Origin of the sequence: Bacillus cereus group sp. BfR-BA-01524, assembly GCF_022662595.1 — a bacterium.
Taxonomy (GTDB): Bacteria; Bacillota; Bacilli; order Bacillales; family Bacillaceae_G; genus Bacillus_A; species Bacillus_A thuringiensis_S.
Genome location: NZ_JAKUDW010000019.1, coordinates 1 through 20036 on the forward strand (window position 1 = coordinate 1; position 20036 = coordinate 20036).

Below are 20036 nucleotides of genomic sequence, written 5' to 3' on the forward strand. Positions count from 1 at the left end.
CATTTCCTTTTGTACTATAATAGAACTTCTTACCAAACGCCGATTCGATATTTTTTATATCTTTGTCCGGCAAGTTAACACGAACGATTCCAGGTCGTTTAGATTTTGTAGTACTTTGATCTACATATGTTGCAACACCGATGCCTTTGCTAAGTTTGTCATAATCTACTTCAAGGATATTCGCCCAGTTCCCCTTCATATTCTTTTGGAAAAACTCTTTATTTTGTGGTGAGAAACTCGTTGGCTCTGTTCCTGCAATTTTTCCAGCCCAGCTACCACCACTCATAATAGACCATGACTCAACAGGTTCACCTTGTCCTGAGTACTTTGTATCATATTCATCTGGTAAACCTAAATCATGACCATACTCATGCGCAAACACACCAACTGCTCCGTCTTCAGGCTCGATTGTATAATCATATGCAGCCATCTTTCCACCCCAGTTCGAAACAGAAGATTTCGTGCCATCAATTGCATATGGTTTTGAACCTAGTTTTGAACGATGTGACCAAATCGCATCATCTTTCAATTTACCGCCGCCAGCTTCTTGACCAACGCCAGCATGTACAACCATTAAATGATCAATAATGCCATCTGGCTCATTTTTATTTCCATCACCATCTTGATCATATTGATCAAATTGGTCATAGTCTGCTAAATTGATTCCTTTTGCTACCGCTGCTTTTAATGCTTCTTTCACAAAATCTTTTGGTCCTAAAGGCCCCTTGTTATCATGCCCAGTACCCGCATCAGCACCATAATCTGATGCTTTTCCTGGAACAGTAAGCCATTCTGTTACAGTCCCATCAACTGTATAGCTACCACCAGATTGCTCTTCATAATATTGCTTAAATGTGTTTATCTTCGATCCATCAAATAAAGTGAATGGTTCATCACCAAATAACATTTTTTGATAATGTTCACGATTAAAGTCCGTAGAATACATGTATCCTGGCTCTTGATCAATATTGTTATGCTTAAAATCGCTAAATTCTACAAGTAAAACAAGTACTTTATCTTTTCGAACAGCTCCATTGTATTCTTCTTGCTTCGCTGATGTAGTAGGTACTTTTCCATTTAATTTCCCTGGATTTAATGCTGCACCTTGTCCAGCTACTGGGCCTACTTCAGGCTGCTGTGCCTGCTCATTTTCCTTCATTTTTGCATCTTTTACTTTTTTCATAAAATCAGAAGCTTCTTGTGTAAGACTATCTCCTGTTAAGATTTCTTTCCCAGGGTTTTCCCCTTTCTTTTTCTCAACATATTTTTCGACAGCCTTTGACGTCTCAGCTTTTGATGCAGATTGATCAATTACCCCCCGTTGTTTTAGTGCTTCTGCCAAACGCTCCTCCGGTATTAAGTGCTCATCTATTGGTAGAGATGATGTTGGTGTCTCAGCATACGCTGCGTGACCTCCAAAAGCAAACGTACTACTTAGTACTGCTGCTGTTGTTAATACGGCTAATGGTTTTAATTTCTTTTTCTTTTTCAATGCATTTCCTCCCCAGTGTCTGCAAATTATCGTTTTTTGCCGATAACAACATAATATTCGTTATAATACGAATATTCAATCTTTTTCAACAAATAAAATGTTGAGAAATATTTTTTATGCAGAGAGAAATACAAAAGATAGAAAAACAAACAGGCTCTCCTATAAATAACAGTGAACTTTTATATGTTCTTAGTTACAATTAAAATCCAGTAAATCTGAGATTTATATTTTTTTAATAAAAATAAGAATTAAATATTTTCTATACTATTTAATCTATGGATTACCATATTACTCACTATTCTCATTATTACAAGCTAATAGTGGTTCATACATCATTATAGCGTGATTCTCCGTTACATATTGATCTTCTATTAACTGTTTCTGTTGATTATATACTTTACGTTGAATCACATTATGTCGTATATAACCGCCCCAGTATGCAGGTTGAATTGAGTGTTCTTTCTCATACACTTCATATTGATAAAGTTGCGGATAGACTGTTCTCCATTCACCAACTAAATATTCATCTGTCATATAAAGGTGAAGTTGATACGGTTGGTCCGTTTCATTTTTAATTTGTAAATCCAAATAGTTATAGGAACAAGTCGCTCCACTCCCAAACGGTTGAGTTCGCCTAGAATCAGGAAAGACATCAAAGCTATGACGATATCGTTCTGTTACTGTCAGTGGTGTATGTAAAGTCATCCAATATATTAAATTCGAAAGCTGACAAAGACCTCCTCCAATACCTGTTTGAAAAGATCCGTAGTGTAATACCATACCTTCTACATACCCTTTTTTCCTCGTAGGCTTACCTATTAAACGCCAGTAAGAAAATGTTTCTCCTGGTCTAATGACGATACCATTTAGTTTTTTAACAGCAATTTTCAAATTAACAACCTTATTCTGTTGATACCACATATCTACATCTTTGAGCTTACGAAGTAATATCGTTCGGTGCTGAATTGCTGTACAAGGTAGTTTTTCTTGTTGGAGCCTTTTTGCATATGTTTTTCCGTCTACTAACCACTGAATGTATCTCTTTGTAGAGTAATACCACGTCCCTAGCATAATGCGATACTTAGACCGCTGTTTAGGACGTAAGTGCACTATATTCATTTTATTCCCTCTCTCTTTCTTCAACTAAATTCTTATATACCTCTAATTCAATGAACTACAGTTTTCTTAGCTGCATAATAATTTTCGTAAATAAAGTGAAACTTTAATCAGCCCTCACCAATCGGGCTTTTACAGGCAGCCCGCCCACCACCTAACTTCTTTGCTTTCGCTGATTTTTGAGGTGGGGGTCTTACTGCCCGGCAAATAGCGGGATAAAAAAGACGCAAAAAAATAATAAATTTACTCTAGTGGAGATTTTATTTTGAGGATTGCTTTATAATTATATGAAACTGCGCTGCAATACGATAAATTGAAATAAACACATTATAAATATAACGAATAATATTAAATAAAAAATAATGAAAATTAAAGAAATTCTAAAGTATTAATATATTTTTCGTAAATATTAATTTGATAATACATTAGACTTTACTATATGTATAAATTCTCTATTCTACAAAACGAAATTTTTTAATGTAAGAAAAAAATATAATTCCCCTTTAACGTTTATACAAGTCTCATCTGGAAAAATTCCCAAAACAATCCGAACCCTTATATTTAGAATAAACGCAAAAAATTGCCACCAGTTAGCTTAACTGGTTGGCAATTTTTTAACGAGAATGCTTTACAAATAGTTGAATTGCTTCTTCTGGTACATAGCACTTTCCATTACTCTCTACAATAATACTTCCTAATTCATACCCTTTACCATTGATACGAATTATATTTTTGTTACCAAATAGTTGTGCTTCTACTTTATTATGTTTTACCACGAGTAACGGGTTTGCTCCTTCGTTTTTGTCGGCTGTTACAGTTGCACCGATTTTCTTAAAGGCTTGTTCACTCTCTAAAAATATTTTATTCGTTACTTCTTCTAAGTTAAAGCCCATCGCTTTCGCCATCGTCTTCGCAATGTCTGTATTTTGGATTAAGCCTTCTGGTTTTTGAGGTCCATAAGAATGTAAGAATACATCCTCACCTGTATGTCCTCCTGTCGTAAAGCCGATATTTGCACGATTAGCCAATAATATAGTAAGGATTCGTCCTACATCCATTTTCTTTTTTGCCGCTTTTAATTTTTCTTTTTCATCATGAGTTAAATTGTCCAAACCGTATAGTTTAGCTACATCTTCTACATTTGATAAATCAGATTTCAGTTTATTTATAGTTCCTTCAAGTGTCATTTCCGCCTTTTTCAATGGATCGATGTATGCAGAAACTGGTGTAGTATTGTATCCTTTTGTCGTATTCCTATTCCCTATAGAGATACCACTGTTACCATGATCAGTTAAAGCTATAAGCATCGTATCCCCATCTTTCTTCGCAAATTGTAACGCCTTTGCTACCGCTTCATCAAATGCCAATACATCACTAATCATCCCAATTGGATCATTAGCATGGGCTGCCCAATCAGGCTTACTACCTTCTACAAATAAAAAGAAACCATCTTTGTCTTTTGATAATGTTTGAATTGCTTTTTCTGTCATTTGAGAAAGTGTTGGTTGTTCTGGATTTGTTGCTATACGATCTATATCAAACGCAAGAGCATGATTTGAGAAAGAGCCCCAAATTTTATTAGATTTGGAGTTCAATAACGCATCTTTCGTTTCAACAAAATCGTATCCTTTGTCTTGAATCACCTTTACTAAATTTTCACCATCTTTTCGGATTCCATTACTTTTCATAGGTAGCAGCGCCGCTTTTCCCCCGCCTAATACGACATCTATATTTTGATATACTTGCTGCTTCGCAATTACGTCAAATTGCTTGCGATTGACATGGTGAGCCGAGAATCCCGCCGGAGTAGCATGCTGAATTTCAGATGTAGCAACAATTCCAGTTGCACGACCAGTACGTTTTGCACCTTCCAATACGTTTGCGACCGGCCGTAACTTGTCCTCTTCTTTTATTGGCTTTAAGTTAGGTGAATTTACAATAGAAGGTAGTACGCCTACATATCCTGAATTCGATTTATTTCCAGTTGCTAATGCTGTTGCTGCTGGCGCTGAGTCTGTAATAGCTGATTCCGCCGAAAACGTACGAACACCTCCTGTTACAATTTGATCTAACGTAAGCGGTGCCCCTTTATACCAGCGAGCCAATGTTGTCGCCGTTGAACTCGTTCCGTCCATAACCATCATAATTATATTTTTAGGCTGGTGTTCTACTTTTTTCACCTTAGCTTTGGCCGCATGATAATTCATCATACTTTCCGTACTTAATACGCTTACTATTATAGCTCCCACTAATAGTAATTTTTTCATCTTCACACCATAATTCACCATGATTGTTCCTCCATAAACTTTGCATTCATTTAAATACACCTTATTTCCTTTTTCATTCCACAACCTACATATGTTTTATTAGTTCCCAATTCTCATAAAGCTAACAATAGTTACTTTCTCTTTCTTTCCTTAATTAAATACCGGTATGTGTCATCTATCTTATAAAAAAGATTTAGCATCCTTTTCATTAATTACTTGTTTAACAATAAATCCTCGATTAAAAGGAATAAAAATTTATTGTTAAACAATAAATTTCATGTTAAATTAATAAGATAATAAATAAATGAGGTGCTTTTTATGAAACAAGGATCAACACTCTTTTTAAAGACCGTTGTGATTCTGATCGGTATCCCTGTTCTTGCTATGTGCATTTTTTTAGTCCCTAAAATAGGAAATTTCGCCGCAGAATTATATCCGGATATTGCATATATTAAATATCTTGTATTTATCAATTTATACGCAACAGCAATACCTTATTACTTCGCACTGTACCAAACATTTAAGCTTTTAAACTATATTGATAAAAACAACGCATTCTCAGAGTTATCTGTAAAAGCTTTAAAAAATATTAAGTACAGCGCATTGGCAATTAGTGTATTATATGTATTAGGTATGCCACTTTTCTATCTCGTGGCAGAGAGAGATGACGCCCCTGGCATTATTATTATCGGAATGATTATGATTTTTGCTTCAATGGTAATCGCGGTCTTTGCTGCCGTTCTCCAAAGACTATTAAAAGATGCTATAGATATAAAATCAGAAAATGATTTAACGGTCTGAGGTGAATAATATGGCAATTATTATTAATATTGATGTAATGTTAGCAAAAAGAAAAATGAGTGTAACAGAACTTTCGGAGAAGGTTGGAATTACAATGGCTAACCTTTCTATCTTGAAAAATGGAAAAGCAAAAGCAGTCCGTTTTTCAACTTTAGAAGCCATTTGCAAGGCATTAGAATGCCAACCGGGGGATATTTTAGAATATCACCCTGAAGATACCGAATAAAAAGAGTCCTTCATATGAGTAATGGGTTCAGTTTAGGAAGAGAAAAATGCTAATAAACATTAGAAATAACAAACTAAAACGCTCAGAAAATATTCTGAGCGTTTTTTATTTCCCTCTTCAACTAAAGCACCAGTTAGTGTAAAAAGCTATTTCACCATTTGTATGGCTAACTTATCTTTTAACATTGACCTATATGAGTCAATTTCATATTTTGTATTATTGATTTTTTCTTTTTTCATTTTTAACATATCGAATATTTCTAATTCTAAATTCCTTCTAGCTTCAAGAACTTTTATCGCTCCTTCTACACCTGAATGGTTATGTTCTTTTCCATAGCCTTGGTTAGTGTAATAGTCGATAATTCCTGTGGACCATTCTGGAGTTCTTTCTTTTAACGCCTTCCTAAATGAAAATTCAAGATTATCTTGTTCTACATACAATAACATTGGATTTAAATTCTCTATGATTTTTGCAACTTTCATTACATAATTTATCATTTTTTCTTTTTGTTCACCATATTTAATCATCCCAATAGTTAATGGATTTTGTATGAAACAACATTCAAAAATATAAACCTTATTGTCTTCTAGAGCAATTTCAGTAAAGTCATTCCATTTATCAGCAATTAATTCAACATTTTTATCGAATGGTAATTCATATATATCATTTTTTAAAATAATGTTAAATAATTCGTCCGAAAACTGGTCACCAAACTCATTTTTTATCTTTCTGTATGGTAATAAATAATTGCTTCCTTTTTTTAGAACTTTCTTAAGGAGCACTTCTTTAAAACCTCCACTGTTAGATAATAATCTATCGAACTCAAATTTATTAAAACAAGATACACCATCATAGTCGGCTGGGTGGTTCAAATTTCCCTCTAAAAATAGTTCAACTTCAATTTTATTTTGGCTTAGAATTTCATTTATTAGCTTTGCAGTGGTTGATTTTCCAAATCCAGGTAACCCTTCTACTATTATTAGTTTTGTATTCATAGTTATAAACCCCTATCTTCAAAGTATTTAACCAAGATTAAAAAAATCACTTACTCCACTACAATCACCCCTTCAAAATATGATATTTACCATTTCCTTTGAAAAAACCTTCTTAAAGTAATCTGACCGCTAGTTTAAGAACATTTTTTCACAATCTCTATAATTATTTTAACATAAATTTTCCATTTATCTTGTTATTTAGAACACTATTTAACTATATAAAATTGCTTAAACACTGTACTAACAATAAAAAAAGGGTTGCTAAATCATATGTGATTTACATCCCTAATTTGTGTGTTATTTTATATTTTCTCTCCGGTAACTGAACCCGTTATCATACGAAAAGGACTCTTTTTATTTCACATTACGGTGCAAAACTAATTTGACCAGTAAACAATAGGATAATTGCTATAATCCAAAATATAAAAAATGATGAGGACAGTATTAATGAAAGAATAGCAACCCCCTTCTTTTCTGTTTTTTCGTCATTGTGATTATTGAAAGCATGATACCTACACCTGTCAGGGCAATTGTAATATAATCTCCAACTATATTACCTGCATTCGCTATCCTTGTTGGCGTTATAAAAACGAATAGAAAACACAAAATACCGATGAGTAAAGATATATAGCTTATTATACTGTACTTCTTTTTAGGAACTATTTCTGTTTTCATACTAATCCTACCCCTTCTAAATAGCTATGAATTCATAGTAGCACAAATAACCATAATTTGGTTACAATAAAAAAACAGATACAGTGGAAACTTCCACTGTATCTGTTTTTTTATTTAATAAATAACCCTGCTATTTCTTCTTTTTCATTATAAGTTATAATAAATGTCCGTTGTTCTTTACTATATTTCGCTACAAGAATAACTGTATATAAACCATTTTTTTCTTCAATCGATTGTTTTTCAATTTTTTCGAACGTACCAGCTTTCTCAATTACAGGTGTAAGATCTTTCATTTTTTCTTCTGGTAATTCAGCTTTCATTTTACTATCAAATTTTTCATGCACTTCTTTATACTTTGCCTCATTTAATAATGATACAATTTCTTCCGCCTTCGGAATAAATTTTTTTGACGTACTTTCATCTACTTTATTACCGGTACAAGCTGCGAGCGCGAACGCCGCGATAGCACTTATAATAATAAGTAACATTCTTCTCATTTTAATACACCCCTTCTTTTTAATATGAAACTATGGCTAAAAACAAGTACAGCAGAAATTGCGATTGAAACTTCTACAGCAATGATCCCATTTGTTCCTGGTACATATAGTGGTATAATACCTGCTAATGTATTTACAGCTCCATGAATGAGTATAGCGAAAACAACATAACGAAATTTCTTTTGGACTACAGCTTGCAATACAATGAAAGAAAGCCCAATATGCAATACCATCGCAAAGATACGCTCAATACCGCCGAAATAATAACTATCACCATTTTGGATGACTGTTTGTGACAATAATAAGGATATTACCGGGATACCAACTATCAATACTGCCTCAATACCACCATGCCCTGCTCCAAATAAAAAACCAGATTGCCAATCTCGTTGTTTCATAAAATAGCGCATTGCGATAAAACGAGCTTTCTCTTCAAAAATACCTGCTGATAAACTAAGCAAAAGTACAAATAGTACAGGCTGCGTAACAGAAAACATTTGAAAATCTGTGCTAGTTCCATTTAAATAATTCAGTATTGGTATGCGAATTAATATTTGTGATACAACAAAAGCCAATACACCTAACATATATGGAAAATAGCGTTTCTTCCAAAAAGCATATAAAAGTGCTACAAGCGGTAAACCAAAGCTAATCATTGTTGTAAAAATAAGACCATTCATCTCGCTTCACCTCTTACTTGAAGTGTATAAAAATAAGTGAAGGAAGTATGTAGTTATTTCTTATTCGGTTTCATTTTCATCATAGATGGTCATTTTATCTCTTTTAATATGAATGTTTGCGTGAAATAAGGACTTACATAAGTTGTTTCTAATGTCGCGTTATTTGTTTTGTTCATGATTCTTTTTAACGAGAATAACCCGTATCCTCTCGCCCCTTCTTTACTGGAATGGTTTTTCTCATAAATTTTTTGCAAATTAATCACTTCACTCTTTGAACTATTACGTACAATAAAATACTGCCCTGAATCCATTTCAAAGAATGCGATTTGCAATATCTTTTCCTCGCTATGTACTGCTTCTTCAATTGCATTGTCTATTAAAACCGAGATGATGCGAATAAATGAAATGATCGTCATCGAAATACTTTCAATTTTCTCCGGTATATCAAGCATTACTTTTAGGTTTTGTTGCTGGGCAGTGCCAACTTTCGCTCTTAATACACTTCTCACTTCAGGAATATGTATGCGAGATAATTTTGCAATATCAAGTTCATGATCATTTATTGTTTTTAATGTAGGAGCTATAACATCATAATACACTTGCTCAATTTCCTTCACATTTTTTGTACGTATTCCCTCTTCTAACGATAGTAATACATTCATATAATCATGACGGAAACTAGCAAGCTCATCATGCATATCCTCTAATTTCTCCACATAATCTAATAACTCCTTATCTAAACGTTTTTCATGCTCTTCTCGTAATTTTTCTTTCGATAGGTGTGAGCTTATTAGTACAATGATTATTAATAATAAAAATACAATAATCGCTGAAATATAACTTACTTCACTGTATTGTTGATTTAATTGCGCTAAAAACTCAGTAGATGGCCTAGTTAAAATTAGTTCAATAACGAATCCGATAATTAATAATATATAAGTTACATAGTATAGCGGACTACCTACTATATATTGAGCAATTTTTCGTATTCTTTTACGAGCTACTAAAATACCGATAAAAGTAAGGATTGATACAATAAGATGAATCATGCTACCTGTCCATAAATATAAATTGAATGGCGTTAACATAAAGATTTTCATTCCTAAATCGAAAAGCAACATTTTCACTAACGTTATTATCACCATACTAACTAGTGCAGAATATAAATTATGCTTAAATTTCAATTCATTTTGCATTAACCCTAAACTTATTAGAAATAACACAATGGTACTATTCAACTCTGGGTATCTTGTTACTGTTACGACAATAGCAAGTAGAATAATGAATACCGTACTTAAAGCTATTAACATTCTAACTGACAATCTGTTGTACCGGATTAATTGAATGTATAAAAATGTATGGCTCATACTAGTAAGCAATATTGCAAATAAATCATAAATATACATTACATCTCACCCTTTAACATATTACGTACTTTACTCACTAAACGACGTGATACTGGAATACGCTTCCCGCTTTTTAAAACTATCATTTTTTGCTTCACATCGTAAGAAGACATTTGCTTCGTATTCACGATATATGATTGATGACAACGAAATAAACGTTCATCTATTAATTCAATTTCCTTTAAAGTCCCGTAAAAATAAACGATTCGATCTAACGTCACTAATGCTAGACGATGCGGTTCATCGGTCATAACATATTCAACTTCTTGAAATGGAACTCGCACAGTCGCATTACTATTTTCAACGATAAAATCATCGGATGGAATGAACTGCTTATTACGTGCTTCATATTGAAGTAAACATTGTTCCAAAAACATATATCGCTCTTCGTATGGTAACCCTTTATCAATAAAGGTTAAAGCTGATACCATATATTGATATGAAATAGGTGCAAATTCAGAATGTGTCGTTACAAACACAATAATCCCTTGCGTATCATACTTTCGTATTTCTTGCGCCACTTGTAAACCTTTACGCTCTTCTCTTTTTATCTCTATATCTAAAAAATAGATTGGGATATACTTCGCCTTAGGAATGTTATTAATGATGGTTTCACTTTTACTAGTCACCTCTATAAAATCAAAAGGCAACATATACTCCTCACAAATCTCCTCAACTAGTTGCTTCATTTGCTGCGCTTGTATGACATCATCTTCTAAAATGAAAATACTCATGTTATCACTCGCTTTATTGAAATCTTTTTATTTATAGATTTATCTATAACTATGTAATTCAAATTGTTATACTAATCTCCTTCTCAAGAATTGAAATAATTAATTTGCTATCACATAGAGAAACCTCAACTATTCAAGCAAAAAGTTGAGGTTTTCTTCAAACTATTTATAAAGGAATTTCCTATCATTCACTACCTTAAAAAATTCCGAGTAATGCGCTAAAGAATAATCCGCTACATCACAATTTCCTTGAAACATACATGTTGAAATACCTAATTCTTTTGCAGGTATTAAATCTAACTCCCTGTCTCCAATAGCTAGATCAATATTGTACTTTTTATGCAGATGATTATAAGATAAAGCGTTCGGTTTTCGTGGGAAACCATCGTCAATTGTAACCATGTCTACGAAGTATTTGTCCCAGCCGTAATATTTTAAAATTTCCATAACCCCTGCCCTATGTTTATGGGTCATAATCACATTTTTATCTGCAAATTTCAAAACCTCTTCGACACCTGCAAAAGGTTTCATATCTTTTGGAGTGAATTTCCCCTTCAAAATTTTAATCTTTTCTTCCTGTTCGCATGAAATATTATAATACTGAATTGCATGTGAGTATGATATTTTCAAGTTTTTGTATATTTCTTGTTTATCTACTGTATCACCTAATACTTCAGATAGCATCATTGTATATGCAGGATACGTATCAAATAACGTCCCATCAAAATCCCATAAAATATTCATTGTATTCACCTTTCTATTTTCTAATCATTGTATAAGTAAGTTCGCTCTTTTCTGTGGTGTTTCACTTTCTAAATAGTAATCCTCGGCTTTCCAATACCTATTCTCAAACTTTGAAAGGTTTTTCTGCGTTTCTTCACTCTCACGTAGAAATCTTGTCTCTCTTGGACAATCCAAGTACACCATATAATGAAAGAAATCTCTCCATTCTTTTCGCTGTAGAAAAACACCTTCAATTACAATTACGCCTACTATGGGAATCTGTACTTTTTTCATTTCGCATGAATCTATCACATTATTATAGAACGGTAAATTCAGTTTTGTTTCAGTTTGTAATTTTTGAAAAAACTTCTGCCGAAGCGACTCAATATCCCATTGTAAATAATAATACTCATACCACTCTTCATATCCAGTATGATATCGTTTATTACGCTCTACTATATGGTCATCGATATGGAAAATATGAAACGGAATGCTTTCTTGTTTCATATTTTCCTTTAAGTTTGTTACAAATGTTGTTTTTCCTGATCGACTTAAACCATCTATACCTAGAATGAACCTATTTTCTTTATGTTTCTTCATTATATTTATAAGCTCATTTGTACGCATTACTTCTTCCACTCTTCTTTTAATAAAGAGTATAAAATCGTATCATGAGCAACTTCATTTTGAATCATATGTTTTCGAAGTAATCCTTCTTCTTGAAACCCTGCTTTACTTAATAATTTTTGAGAAGCTTTATTTTCTACATATACAACAGCTGCAATTCTTATCAGTTGCAACGTTTCAAACCCGTAAGTTAAAATCGCCTGTAACGCTTCCGTTGCATACCCTTGTCCCCAATATGTATCGTCTAATTCATAACCAATTTCAGCTCGCTTATGATGATTGTTTATTAAATGAAATCCGCACGTTCCGATTAATTGGCCCGTCCCTTTTTTCTCTATTCCCCAGCGAAATACACTTCCCTCCTCATAACGATTTTTAAACGTTTGAATAGTTGTTTTCGCTTGCTCAATATTTTCGAAAGAATCCATCCCGAAATAACGTATAACAGATTCTTTTGAAAAATAACGGAACATCGTTTCTGCATCTAACAGTGTTAGTTCTCTTAATTGTAAACGTTCTGTTTCTAGTTTCGGAAACCCCATCTCTTTTTCTCCTTCTATTCTAATGAACTGCAAATTTCAATATAATTTCCATCTGGATCGGCAATGTATGCAATTGTTTGTCCCCATGGTTTCACAATTGGTTCGACTAAAACCTTAATTCCCTGCTCTCTAAATTTCTCAATCGATTCTTGTACATGATCAACAACGAATCCCAATTCAAAATGAGAAGATTGTAACTCACCTTCTGTAAGTGGTAGTCCTGTTAATTCTTTCACATCTTGCCTCGTGTTCATCGCTAAAATTGTAGAACCAGTATTAAATTCAATATATGTACCATGCTCTGCTTTTATAGGTAACTGTAAAATATCTTTATAAAACGTTAAACATTCTTCAAATTTTTCTACATATAAAATAATGTACTTCATTTTTAAATTCATTTTACATCCCCCTTTATATCCATCCCTAAAATTTCGACAAAAGTCTCATAAAAACCTTGTTCCCTATAGTAACGAGCACAAAAAAATGAGGCCGATTTCTCGGCCCCCCAGCTTATTGGCATAAAACAGGAGATTTGGTTTGGACATAACCAGTTCGTACTTTTATTATATTTTATTTTTTCTGAATTTTGAATACTTTAAATACCCATTTATATTGAGAAAGTTTTTTTGCTTGCATAAAATTAATGAGTTTAAGAAATGCTACAAATGGAGGTGTATACATATGGAACCAATGCTATGTCCAAGCTGTAAAACGAACCGTACTCGCTTTAATATTCTTGAGCAACAAGTAAAACCAGTCAAATTAAACCCACAAACTGGTCAAGTAGAAGAGGAATACACAAATGAAACGATGAATGCTTTTCATATGGCCTATCAAGGACCTACTTACCGCGTCCAATGCGCTGTATGCGGACTCGTTGAAAACCCAGAACAATTTATTAAACCTGCACAAAATCAGTCTTTTTCTTAAACATTTTTATTACCCCCCACCGATTTTTTGTAGGGGGTTTTTCGATTTAATATGTTAATCAAAAATGTTTTTCTTCCTTATTATAAGTTACACCCCACACCTCTTTAGTCATCTTTTATTTTTTTGATCTTCGATATGAATCATTTTTTCTTCATTTATCATTTCGGGGTTATGTGTGTGTGGTCTTCGTAACTGTTAATTTTGTGCCTTTATATAGATTTTTATTATATAAAAAAAAGTGAACAAAAATACAATTATATAGAAACAAAAGAAGTTGATTCCGGTATTCCCCCCTAAAACATCAACTTCTTTTTAACTCTACTTTTTATTATAATATTTCACTTTTTAATTTCTTAATTTTCCAAGAGAGCCTTATAAAGAAGTATATCCACATACAACCTGTAAGACCTGTCATAACTTTCGCCCAAATTGGCACTCTTGATTCCATTGGGCTTAAAAATAGGTTATACGTTGATGGTAATATACTTGCTGATATAATAACAAGGAATAGCAATAACTCATTTAGTTTTTGTACCCTCGTCTCCTTTTCTGAGTATATATCAGGTAATTCATTTACCTCCTCTACTTCCTTGCAAAAATAATTCCATCTTGTGAAACTTGTTACGCGTTCCCAACCTGACATTTCGTATATTTCGAAGTACTCTTGTTGTTGTTCTTTCGAATCTCTATAAACCAATCTAAAATCAGCTTTATATATTACATCTTTTGGCTCAGTTTTCTTAAAGGTATACATTAAATTGTATTTTTGTAATGCCCAACCTTGTTGATGCATCTTTCGTAAAAAAGCTTCTTCTTTTTCTAAATTCCATGCCGTAAAAAATTTGAATACCCTTTTTGTTTCCATCTTCCATTCACTCCCCTAATATACTATTCCCATTTTTAACTGAACGCTGTAATCTGTTGTACTCTAGCTCCAACACTTCTCTCCCAAACGGAGTTAATTCATAGCACTTCTTTCTATCTGTAGAAGCCACTTCAACTATTAACTTCTCTTTTAGTAACTTTGTCGTATTCCCGTATAAAGTACCTGGACCGAGCTTTACTTCCCCATTTGTCATTTCTTCTACCATTTGCATAATTCCGTATCCGTGCATTGGTTTCACTAGTGATAACAATATGTAATATGTCGCCTCTGTTAACGGAATATATTTTTTCGCTTTCGTATTCATTATAACCACCTCCGATACATCGCTTTCTGATATATCGACCTACGATACATCGTATATCGATATTTTATAACTACATTCCAAAATATGCAAGTATAATTTAATAATCGGATATTTATTTCTTCGAATTAAAAATTCATATTAATTTTCTGAATAATTTGTTAAAATATAGAAATATCCGTTTATATTTTGAAAGGAATGATACATATGATAAATAAATTGAAAGAAAACATAGGATCTGTTTTTGTCGGTAAAGAAAATGTTATTGATCTATTACTCGTTTCATTGCTTGCTGATGGGCATGTACTACTCGAAGATGTGCCTGGTACTGGGAAAACACTCCTTGCGAAAACACTTTCTAAAAGTATTGGTGGTAATTTTTCTCGCGTTCAGTTTACCCCTGATGTACTTCCAAGTGATGTGACAGGTATTGAATATTTCAATCCGAAAACGAGTGAATTCGAATTAAGACTTGGACCAGTCATGACCAATATTTTGCTTGCTGATGAAATTAACCGCGCTATGCCGAGAACACAGTCTAGTTTATTAGAATCGATGGAAGAACGACAAGTAACGCTTGAAAAGCAATCTACTCCTCTTCCGAAACCGTTCTTTGTTATTGCAACGCAAAATCCAATTGAATCACAAGGAACTTTTCCTCTACCAGATGCACAGCTTGATCGCTTTTTAATGACCATTTCAATTGGTTATCCATCTCCAGAGGATGAACTACAAATGATGCGACGTTTTCGTAGCGATGTACCACCTGAAAGCGTCAAACCTGTTATTTCTTTAGAAGATATTTTAGAAGCACAGAAACGAGTAAAAGAAATTTTCGTATCAGGACCGTTAGAACATTACATTATTAAACTTGCTCATGCCACAAGAAATCATGATTACATCGCTAACGGTGTAAGTCCACGTGCCACACTTGCTTTAGTGCGCGCCGTACAGGCGTTAGCCTTTTTACGAGGAAGAGAATATTGTACGCCTGAAGATATACAATTGTTAGTTCCTTCTATTTGGAATCACCGTATCGTCTTATCAATGGAAGGTGCATTACGTACGACAAAAAATGAAATTATACAAAGGATTTTAAAAGAAGTTGACGTACCAGTGGAGATTGAGCAAGCATGAATGGACAGCGCGTTGTAACTGTACCTTTATTTTTCCAACTCCATATTATTCAACTAACTGTACCAGGCGCTATACTATTCACATTTTTTATGCCACAACGAATCATTATGTTTCTCTTTTTCTTCTATTATTTATTTGCGTTTTTCATTTATAAATATGTCGCTTACATAGAGAAAAAATTTGAAGTGGTAAACGAGAAACAAACTACTCGGCTTTTTCCTAATGAATCTGGGCAATTTTTTATTCATTTAAAAAATGGAGCGAATATACCACTCGTTAACGGTGTTTGTTATTTTCATTTAAATTCTTCCCTTATACCACAAAAGGATCAAGGAATTGAACAAATATCAAAAACACTATTCTCTTTTCCATTTTCACAACCCGCACATTCGGCGCAAAAATGGGATTTAACATTAACCGCAACGAAGCGTGGTGTGTTTCAAATTGAACAGTTCGAATGTGTCTTAAAAGATCCTTTTCATCTTTTAACTGTACATTTGCCCATTTTTGATAAATTACGAACTGAAATTATTGTGTATCCTTCTCCTAAAGAAGTAGCAGGTTTGCAAGAACTTCAGCAACTTTTAAACGGATCTTATCGAACGAATTTTTCTTTTTACAATGATGAAACATCTATTATTGGTGTTAAACGATATGAACGTGAGTCTTTCCGTTCTATTCATTGGAAAGCATCTGCTAAAATGCAATCATTACAGGCGAAGCAATATGAGCCTGTAAAAAATTATAGTTGGACGATTTGTCTTTCTTTAGCTGCTGATCGCGGATTTGGTTGGAAGGATAATATAGAAGACCTTATTTCATTTGCAACATACATTTGTCAATACGCAACGAAGCATCAAATACCGTTTGAACTATTTATTAGTGTATTAGCTGAAGGTGGTCCTCTGCACTTACCATTAAACGAAGGACAAACACATTATGGAGTGGCTTTAGAGGAATTAGCGCGTATTTCAGATGATAGTACGTTACTTCCGAAACAAGGATTTCTTCATTATGTAACGAGAAAAAGAGAACGATCGTCTACAATGATATACATTGGTTTACAGAGAAATGAACTCCCTCTGCTCTCTCAGCCTACGTTTCTCATTAATAACGAAGGGATGGTGGAAAAGCTTGAAAACTTGGCTCTATCACGTTCATGACTTTATTCTGCTCCTCCTCCTTTCGTTATTAACAGAAAGGGATGAACTTGTTGCTATTGCTATATTTTTAGCAACAGGATATGTAGGAGTACTTCTTATCCATAAACTAATGAAGAAAAAAAGAACCGGTTTTGTCATACTGTTAATTACTCAAATAATCGGTTGTTCACTCTTTCTCCCTTTCTCTCTATTTGGCACAATTATGTTACCGCTTTTCTTCTTTATCGTACATGTAGTCGGACTAGGATATCCAGCTCAAAAGTCATTAGGTGGTATTGTATGGTTCGTCTTTTCAGCTATATTTTATGCACCTTTTCCACCATTATGGAAACTGTTACTATTAGTCTTACACATTATGATTGCATTTTGGTTAACTGGGGCTAATCGTAATCAACAGTTATTACGTTTCGCTTCTCTTATTACGATTGGAATAATTAGTGCTTTTCTTATTCCTATTTTCCCATACATCCGGCTTCTTTTTTCTTATGTCGTACAAGTAGTTGCTTTAGGATTTGGATACGCCATTAATCCGTTATTTTCGGCAGCTGAATCAAAAGAAACAGACGATTTTTGGGCGAATAAAGGGAATTTAAAGGACCCTCAAATTAAAGATGAATTTGGACAGCGTGATTTTGATCCAACTCTCATAAATAGCATTACTATAGTAGTTTGTACAGTCATTGCTATTTACGTCGTTTGGAAAATAATAAAAAGACGTAAATATTTAAGTTTACCAAATATTCCTGCCTTCGAATCTACTATTATCACTGATAAAGAAGGAATGAGCCAAAAACGTTTGAAACGAAACAAACCGCCACATAACGAAATTCGAAAAGAGATTTTTAAGCTTGAAAGTAAGTTAACTCCCCCTTTAAATAGAAATCGAGGAGAAACTATTGAAGCATGGTTACATAGAATAAATCGTGAAGAAGATGTAAATATCGAGAGTCATATTATTATAGATACTTATAATACAGTGCGTTATTCAAATGGTGAGGATATGATGCTACTTCAGGAATTTAAGGAAGAAGTTCATAAGCTATATGTGTATCAGAAGAGTTTGAAGAAAAGAAAAAAATAACAAAAAGACTCCTATTTTAATAGGAGTCTTTTTATACTTCTACGTTGCTTTTTAAATGGAAGCATTCTTCCCTGCTTCAATTTCTAATGACTCTTCATGCCACCAAAGTGTTTCTTCAGGGTCTTCTTTAGCGATTAGGTGTGCTTCTTTTTTCGTTTCTACTGTAGGATATGAACCTTTTAGCGCACGCCCTGAAGTCGTAACAAATAATACACTAAATACAACTAATCCAATAATACTTACACCCGTCAAATAAAATGCTGGCGCAAGCGGGTTACCAGTTGCATGAACTAAGTATGAACATACGAGCGGTGTTGTTCCACCGAATATCGATACAGAAATATTAAATGAAATCGAAAGTGCTCGATAACGTACATCAGTGAAAAAGAGTGATGGTAATAATGAAGGTAATGTTCCTTCATATACACTTAAGAAGAAACCTAGTACGAAAATACCTGCAAATATAGCTGCAATATGTCCGTTACCTATTAGTAAAAATGCTGGAATTGCAAATACAGTTAAACCAAGTAAACCAATTTGCACGACGCGTTTATTACCAATTTTATCACTTAATTTACCGAAATATAGTGCTAGTGGAATCATAAGTGCCATCGTAATAGAAATAATTAATAAGCCCGTTGTTTCTTTGACTTTAAGTACTTGAGTTAGATAAGAAGGAATATACGAAAGAATCATATAATTCGTAATATTAAAGAAGGCGACAATTACTGTGCTTAATAAGAAGTCTTTTTTGTGATATTTAATAATATCCATAAATGAAAATTGTTCATTGTCTTCAGATTCCTCTTGTGCTTTTTCCATCTCTTCAAAGATTGGAGATTCATCTAGATGACGGCGTAAGTATAAACCGACCAAACCAATTGGTGCAGCTACTAAGAACGGAATACGCCATCCCCAGCTGAGCATTTGCTCATCTGTTAACAATAACGTCAAAATGGTAACAATTACCGATGCAGCAATGTAACCTGAGAGTGTTCCAATTTCAAGACCACTACCGAGTATACCACGCTTTTTATCTGGAGAAGATTCTGCGATATAAACCATTGCTCCTGAATATTCGCCGCCTGTAGAGAAGCCTTGAATCATTCGGGCAACTAAAAGTAGTATTGGTGCCCATACACCAATTTGTTCATAGGTTGGTAGTAATGCGATGAATAATGTAGAAAGTGCCATTAAAATAATAGTAGTACTTAACACGATTTTTCGGCCGTACTTATCTCCTATTCTACCAAAGAATACACCTCCGATTGGTCGAACTAGAAAGGCTGCTGCAAATGTACCGAATGTAAGTACAAGTTGCAATCCACTATTATCAACACCTGAGAAGAATAATTGACTTAAGATAACCGCTAAATACGCGTATAATCCGAAGTCAAACCACTCCATTGCGTTCCCTATACCAGTAGCAATTACTGCTTTCCTGGCTTGTTTAGGATTGACAATATTAACGTCTTGAGGTTCAAAATTTAAATCATTATTTTGTTGCATATAATAAAACAGCTCCTTTTTAATTTAACTTCTTTAAGCACACCTTCTCTTATTGAATAAAATTAATTCGAAGCACTTAAGGAAAATTAACGTCTCCTTATCTGTTATTATTGTTTCACATAATTAAATATTTGTCCAATGAGATGCTCCATAGGTTAAGTAATTTATTAAAATTAAAAAGCTGAAGAAGGCGCTATATGAGTACCTTTTTCAGCTTTTTAATTTAATTTGTAAATTTATTTTTTTCA

Annotated in this window: 21 protein-coding genes and 1 pseudogene; 6 read left to right on the forward strand and 16 right to left on the reverse strand. The window is 33.5% G+C overall.

Going from position 1 to position 20036, the window contains the following annotated elements:
* The 3 genes from MR170_RS08920 to MR170_RS08930 all read right to left on the reverse strand — a co-directional run.
* A partial coding sequence (locus MR170_RS08920) for an immune inhibitor A domain-containing protein (RefSeq protein ID WP_242307963.1) occupies window positions 1-1492 on the reverse strand: 1492 nt, incomplete at its 3' end.
* A gap of 288 nt (window positions 1493-1780) precedes the next feature.
* A complete protein-coding gene (locus tag MR170_RS08925; protein ID WP_016081140.1) occupies window positions 1781-2611 on the reverse strand; it encodes a VanW family protein in 831 nt (276 codons plus the stop codon).
* A gap of 611 nt (window positions 2612-3222) precedes the next feature.
* Window positions 3223-4896, reverse strand: a complete 1674-nt coding sequence (locus MR170_RS08930) for an alkaline phosphatase (RefSeq protein WP_242307966.1) — start codon at window positions 4894-4896, stop codon at window positions 3223-3225.
* A gap of 297 nt (window positions 4897-5193) precedes the next feature.
* Between MR170_RS08930 and MR170_RS08935 the strand changes: the two genes are divergently transcribed.
* On the forward strand, window positions 5194-5676 hold the full coding sequence (locus tag MR170_RS08935) for a DUF2975 domain-containing protein (protein WP_001977318.1): 483 nt from the start codon (window positions 5194-5196) through the stop codon (window positions 5674-5676).
* Window positions 5677-5686: 10 nt separating this feature from the next.
* On the forward strand, window positions 5687-5902 hold the full coding sequence (locus tag MR170_RS08940) for a helix-turn-helix domain-containing protein (protein WP_242307969.1): 216 nt from the start codon (window positions 5687-5689) through the stop codon (window positions 5900-5902).
* 146 nt (window positions 5903-6048) lie between these two features.
* Here MR170_RS08940 and MR170_RS08945 read toward each other — a convergent pair whose 3' ends face one another.
* From MR170_RS08945 to MR170_RS08990, 10 genes and pseudogenes are all read right to left on the reverse strand, one after another.
* Window positions 6049-6897 (reverse strand): P-loop NTPase family protein, encoded by an 849-nt coding sequence (locus tag MR170_RS08945; RefSeq protein ID WP_242307971.1) that lies wholly within the window; start codon window positions 6895-6897, stop codon window positions 6049-6051.
* 364 nt (window positions 6898-7261) lie between these two features.
* Window positions 7262-7572, reverse strand: a pseudogene (locus tag MR170_RS08950) (hypothetical protein).
* Between the two features lie 110 nt (window positions 7573-7682).
* On the reverse strand, window positions 7683-8069 hold the full coding sequence (locus MR170_RS08955) for a DUF3887 domain-containing protein (RefSeq protein WP_029442652.1): 387 nt from the start codon (window positions 8067-8069) through the stop codon (window positions 7683-7685).
* Window positions 8066-8749 (reverse strand): YhfC family glutamic-type intramembrane protease, encoded by a 684-nt coding sequence (locus tag MR170_RS08960; protein ID WP_242307973.1) that lies wholly within the window; start codon window positions 8747-8749, stop codon window positions 8066-8068. The genes MR170_RS08955 and MR170_RS08960 overlap by 4 nt, the downstream gene beginning before the upstream one ends.
* A gap of 89 nt (window positions 8750-8838) precedes the next feature.
* On the reverse strand, window positions 8839-10155 hold the full coding sequence (locus MR170_RS08965; protein WP_242307976.1) for a GHKL domain-containing protein: 1317 nt from the start codon (window positions 10153-10155) through the stop codon (window positions 8839-8841).
* Window positions 10155-10889, reverse strand: coding sequence for a LytR/AlgR family response regulator transcription factor (locus MR170_RS08970; RefSeq protein ID WP_242307978.1), 735 nt, complete (start codon window positions 10887-10889; stop codon window positions 10155-10157). The genes MR170_RS08965 and MR170_RS08970 overlap by 1 nt, the downstream gene beginning before the upstream one ends.
* 162 nt (window positions 10890-11051) lie before the next feature.
* Window positions 11052-11633 (reverse strand): HAD-IA family hydrolase, encoded by a 582-nt coding sequence (locus MR170_RS08975; protein WP_048565486.1) that lies wholly within the window; start codon window positions 11631-11633, stop codon window positions 11052-11054.
* 24 nt (window positions 11634-11657) lie between these two features.
* Window positions 11658-12239, reverse strand: a complete 582-nt coding sequence (locus tag MR170_RS08980; protein WP_029442657.1) for a kinase — start codon at window positions 12237-12239, stop codon at window positions 11658-11660.
* Window positions 12239-12781, reverse strand: a complete 543-nt coding sequence (locus MR170_RS08985; RefSeq protein WP_029442658.1) for a GNAT family N-acetyltransferase — start codon at window positions 12779-12781, stop codon at window positions 12239-12241. The genes MR170_RS08980 and MR170_RS08985 overlap by 1 nt, the downstream gene beginning before the upstream one ends.
* Before the next feature lie 14 nt (window positions 12782-12795).
* A complete protein-coding gene (locus MR170_RS08990) occupies window positions 12796-13179 on the reverse strand; it encodes a VOC family protein (RefSeq protein WP_048565485.1) in 384 nt (127 codons plus the stop codon).
* A gap of 283 nt (window positions 13180-13462) precedes the next feature.
* Here MR170_RS08990 and MR170_RS08995 point away from each other — a divergent pair, with 283 nt between their 5' ends.
* Complete coding sequence (locus tag MR170_RS08995; protein ID WP_000433610.1) at window positions 13463-13711, forward strand: hypothetical protein; 249 nt, start codon at window positions 13463-13465, stop codon at window positions 13709-13711.
* A 328-nt stretch (window positions 13712-14039) separates the two neighbouring features.
* On the opposite strand, the gene MR170_RS09000 is transcribed toward MR170_RS08995, so the two are convergent.
* Window positions 14040-14576, reverse strand: coding sequence for a DUF2812 domain-containing protein (locus MR170_RS09000; protein ID WP_029442660.1), 537 nt, complete (start codon window positions 14574-14576; stop codon window positions 14040-14042).
* Window positions 14577-14583: 7 nt separating this feature from the next.
* The gene (locus tag MR170_RS09005; protein WP_048565484.1) at window positions 14584-14901 is read right to left on the reverse strand and encodes a PadR family transcriptional regulator; all 318 of its coding nucleotides are present in this window, start codon (window positions 14899-14901) and stop codon (window positions 14584-14586) included.
* 204 nt (window positions 14902-15105) lie between these two features.
* Between MR170_RS09005 and MR170_RS09010 the strand changes: the two genes are divergently transcribed.
* The 3 genes from MR170_RS09010 to MR170_RS09020 are packed head-to-tail and all read left to right on the forward strand — an operon-like array spanning window position 15106 to window position 18279.
* Window positions 15106-16035 carry an AAA family ATPase gene (locus tag MR170_RS09010; protein ID WP_242307980.1) on the forward strand — a complete coding sequence of 310 codons (930 nt, stop codon included), beginning with the start codon at window positions 15106-15108 and terminating at the stop codon, window positions 16033-16035.
* Window positions 16032-17198, forward strand: a complete 1167-nt coding sequence (locus MR170_RS09015; protein ID WP_242307983.1) for a DUF58 domain-containing protein — start codon at window positions 16032-16034, stop codon at window positions 17196-17198. The genes MR170_RS09010 and MR170_RS09015 overlap by 4 nt, the downstream gene beginning before the upstream one ends.
* Window positions 17170-18279 carry a DUF4018 domain-containing protein gene (locus MR170_RS09020; protein ID WP_242307984.1) on the forward strand — a complete coding sequence of 370 codons (1110 nt, stop codon included), beginning with the start codon at window positions 17170-17172 and terminating at the stop codon, window positions 18277-18279. The genes MR170_RS09015 and MR170_RS09020 overlap by 29 nt, the downstream gene beginning before the upstream one ends.
* A 51-nt stretch (window positions 18280-18330) precedes the next feature.
* On the opposite strand, the gene MR170_RS09025 is transcribed toward MR170_RS09020, so the two are convergent.
* The gene (locus MR170_RS09025; protein WP_001186932.1) at window positions 18331-19788 is read right to left on the reverse strand and encodes an MFS transporter; all 1458 of its coding nucleotides are present in this window, start codon (window positions 19786-19788) and stop codon (window positions 18331-18333) included.
* Between the last annotated feature and the right edge of the window lie 248 nt (window positions 19789-20036).

Coding starts and splice junctions, on each gene's coding strand:
- MR170_RS08925 (WP_016081140.1), bottom strand. CDS start 2,611: ATGAATATAGTGCACTTACGTCCTAAACAGCGGTCTAAGTATCGCATT.
- MR170_RS08930 (WP_242307966.1), bottom strand. CDS start 4,896: ATGGTGAATTATGGTGTGAAGATGAAAAAATTACTATTAGTGGGAGCT.
- MR170_RS08935 (WP_001977318.1), top strand. CDS start 5,194: ATGAAACAAGGATCAACACTCTTTTTAAAGACCGTTGTGATTCTGATC.
- MR170_RS08940 (WP_242307969.1), top strand. CDS start 5,687: ATGGCAATTATTATTAATATTGATGTAATGTTAGCAAAAAGAAAAATG.
- MR170_RS08945 (WP_242307971.1), bottom strand. CDS start 6,897: ATGAATACAAAACTAATAATAGTAGAAGGGTTACCTGGATTTGGAAAA.
- MR170_RS08955 (WP_029442652.1), bottom strand. CDS start 8,069: ATGAGAAGAATGTTACTTATTATTATAAGTGCTATCGCGGCGTTCGCG.
- MR170_RS08960 (WP_242307973.1), bottom strand. CDS start 8,749: ATGAATGGTCTTATTTTTACAACAATGATTAGCTTTGGTTTACCGCTT.
- MR170_RS08965 (WP_242307976.1), bottom strand. CDS start 10,155: ATGTATATTTATGATTTATTTGCAATATTGCTTACTAGTATGAGCCAT.
- MR170_RS08970 (WP_242307978.1), bottom strand. CDS start 10,889: ATGAGTATTTTCATTTTAGAAGATGATGTCATACAAGCGCAGCAAATG.
- MR170_RS08975 (WP_048565486.1), bottom strand. CDS start 11,633: ATGAATATTTTATGGGATTTTGATGGGACGTTATTTGATACGTATCCT.
- MR170_RS08980 (WP_029442657.1), bottom strand. CDS start 12,239: ATGCGTACAAATGAGCTTATAAATATAATGAAGAAACATAAAGAAAAT.
- MR170_RS08985 (WP_029442658.1), bottom strand. CDS start 12,781: ATGGGGTTTCCGAAACTAGAAACAGAACGTTTACAATTAAGAGAACTA.
- MR170_RS08990 (WP_048565485.1), bottom strand. CDS start 13,179: ATGAATTTAAAAATGAAGTACATTATTTTATATGTAGAAAAATTTGAA.
- MR170_RS08995 (WP_000433610.1), top strand. CDS start 13,463: ATGGAACCAATGCTATGTCCAAGCTGTAAAACGAACCGTACTCGCTTT.
- MR170_RS09000 (WP_029442660.1), bottom strand. CDS start 14,576: ATGGAAACAAAAAGGGTATTCAAATTTTTTACGGCATGGAATTTAGAA.
- MR170_RS09005 (WP_048565484.1), bottom strand. CDS start 14,901: ATGAATACGAAAGCGAAAAAATATATTCCGTTAACAGAGGCGACATAT.
- MR170_RS09010 (WP_242307980.1), top strand. CDS start 15,106: ATGATAAATAAATTGAAAGAAAACATAGGATCTGTTTTTGTCGGTAAA.
- MR170_RS09015 (WP_242307983.1), top strand. CDS start 16,032: ATGAATGGACAGCGCGTTGTAACTGTACCTTTATTTTTCCAACTCCAT.
- MR170_RS09025 (WP_001186932.1), bottom strand. CDS start 19,788: ATGCAACAAAATAATGATTTAAATTTTGAACCTCAAGACGTTAATATT.